This is a genomic window from Sporosarcina koreensis (genome assembly GCF_001531445.1).
Taxonomy (GTDB): domain Bacteria; phylum Bacillota; class Bacilli; order Bacillales_A; family Planococcaceae; genus Sporosarcina; species Sporosarcina koreensis_C.
In genome coordinates, this window is record NZ_LQYA01000251.1 from 1 (window position 1) to 2,385 (window position 2,385).

At 41.8% G+C, this 2,385-nt stretch carries 4 protein-coding genes; 2 read left to right on the forward strand and 2 right to left on the reverse strand.

Annotated features, from left to right (window positions below):
- A partial coding sequence (locus AWV70_RS20910; protein ID WP_153010075.1) for an AI-2E family transporter occupies window positions 1–651 on the reverse strand: 651 nt, incomplete at its 3' end.
- 17 nt (window positions 652–668) lie between these two features.
- Window positions 669–1,634 carry an LCP family protein gene (locus AWV70_RS20915; protein ID WP_235588792.1) on the reverse strand — a complete coding sequence of 322 codons (966 nt, stop codon included), beginning with the start codon at window positions 1,632–1,634 and terminating at the stop codon, window positions 669–671.
- A 176-nt stretch (window positions 1,635–1,810) separates the two neighbouring features.
- On the opposite strand from AWV70_RS20915, the gene AWV70_RS23120 reads away from it, so the two are divergent.
- Window positions 1,811–1,909, forward strand: coding sequence for a YjcZ family sporulation protein (locus tag AWV70_RS23120; RefSeq protein ID WP_082713754.1), 99 nt, complete (start codon window positions 1,811–1,813; stop codon window positions 1,907–1,909).
- A gap of 133 nt (window positions 1,910–2,042) precedes the next feature.
- Window positions 2,043–2,385: peptide-methionine (S)-S-oxide reductase MsrA (gene msrA, locus AWV70_RS24940; protein WP_235588793.1), on the forward strand; the 343-nt coding region annotated here is incomplete at its 3' end.

Here is a 2,385-nt window from a genome sequence, read left to right on the forward strand (position 1 = left end):
CTTTTCTCCATCCTTCAAAAGATAAAAAAGGATGAAAGGAACTGTGACAATCGCAAGTATGAATCCGGTCAACGCTGAAATGAATGAGGTGATGCCTGAAGCGATCCCACCGACAGCGTCTGTAAAGAATTGACCGATATTCCCTAAGCCATTATCGAGGATGCTGTTAATATTAATATTCAGATCCTTATAATACGATTCAAAAAACGATGTTCGCAAAAACATGTCAACTTTTATAAGCATTTGATTGAAATATGTAGGAAACTCGTCAATCAGATTCGCAAATTGTCCCTTTAAAAAAGGATATATGAGAAACACGATTAATGTGATCAAGCCGATGAGACCTACGAATATGATGAAAATTCCCCATATCCTCGGGATTTTTATCCGTTCCAATAATCGTAGAATTGGTCGCAATAAATAATATGCAATCGTGGCCAATATAATCGGCAGCACGACAGTTGAAAAGAATACTTTAATAGGGTAAAAAATGAATGCAACATGGCTGAATACTAATATGATCAACCCAATCAATAGTATGGAGAGGAGGACAAACATCGTTGTTCGTCCTCCGAGGAAACGAATGAGCCGCGGTGTATTAGTATTCAAATCGCTTTTACGTGCATTAGAGTTACTTCCTTCGTAATCCATTAGCTCCCCTTCTTCCCTTATTCAAGTTTCAAATCAAGAAATGCTGCAAGTGCCTCTTTATTTTTATCTATGTCAAGTTCAATGACCGCTCCTGCATGTGAATAGGAGTTGAACCGGTATGTGCCTTCGACAGGAATTGTCATTGTTTCAAGATCTGCCTTGCCATTCATTAGAAGTGTGAATGCCTTTGAAATTTCGTCCTTCGATGTCAAATCGGTCTCGATGAAACCCGATAACGCGCCGGACAATTTCGGGACATGAAGAAGCATTCCAGGTCTCAAAGCCTCGTCTTTTAATGCTGAAATGACCTCCTGTTGCCTTGCCACCCTGCCGAAATCCCCTTCTGCATCAGCGCGGAATCTCGCATAACCAAGCAGTTCCTTTCCATTCAAGCGTTGTTCACCTGGCATGAGGGTGACACCGATTTTCTCTGACATTTCTTTTTTTACATCTATTTTTATGCCAGCCGGAAACGCGATATCAATAATTGACTCGAAATTGTCAAAATCCACAATTGCATAATGGTGAATTGGAATACCGAACATGCCCGTGATCGTATCCTTTACGGTCTGAACGCCATTCAAATAGTATGCGGTATTTAGTTTATATGATTTATAGCCCGGAATATCCGCGTAAATATCCCGCATGAACGAAACAAGACGGATTGAACCTTCCTGCTTATCCCAAGAAAGGACCATCATTGTGTCTGTGCGCGACTTTCCACTTCCGTCGTCGTCAATGCCCAATAGGAGATAATTTTCGACAGATGGATTTTGGGGATCAATGACGTCCCCATAGAATGGACCTGGGTCGATGACATTTCCTTTTGCCAAGGCTTGCCCTTCCTTATATTGAAAGTAAGAATAAAGCCCCGTCACAATGAAAGCAATGAAAAGGATTGTGAAAAACAATCTGCCGATCCGTAATTTTCTTCTTCTCCTTCTTCTCCTTGGCACCGGGCCTTCGTACTGGTCTTCGTTCAAATTCGATTCCTCCAAATACTAAATTCATTTATAGGACGATTGTTCAATATCATTGGTTGCGTATGTATATCGATAGTATATCATGTCATGGCTCCAAAATAATGTCCCATGCTATGGTCGATTCCCCATGCCCCCATAGATGCAACGCATAATCTATATTGAAGGTGGTGGTAGTAATGGGACGTGAATACGGGGGCGGAAGCGGTTTTTCTTTTGCTTTGCTAGTTGTGCTTTTCATCCTGTTAATCATTATTGGTGCAAGTTTTATCTATTAATCGATAACATAATAAGCACAACCACTCATTGGCACTTCGGGGGAAGGTTGCACTGCGGTCACTGGTCGGCTCGTAGGCAACCTTTCTTTCGTATGCTACAATTTACATAATGAATGGAAAGGGGTTGGTCGTCATGACAAATAAAACATTTGAAAAAGCGGCGTTCGCCGGCGGTTGCTTCTGGTGCATGATTAAGCCGTTCAAGGAATGGGAAGGTATTGAGGATGTCGTATCCGGCTATATGGGCGGACATGTCGACAATCCGACCTATGAAGACGTAAAAAAAGGAGATTCCGGACATTTGGAAGTAGTTGAAATTACATTCGATCCTTCCCTCTTTACATATGAAAAACTTCTTGAATTGTATTGGCAGCAGATTGATCCGACAGATGCAGGCGGACAATTCCATGACCGCGGGCACTCGTATACAACCGCCATCTTTTATTATAATGAAGAGCAAAAGAAAGCTGCGGAGC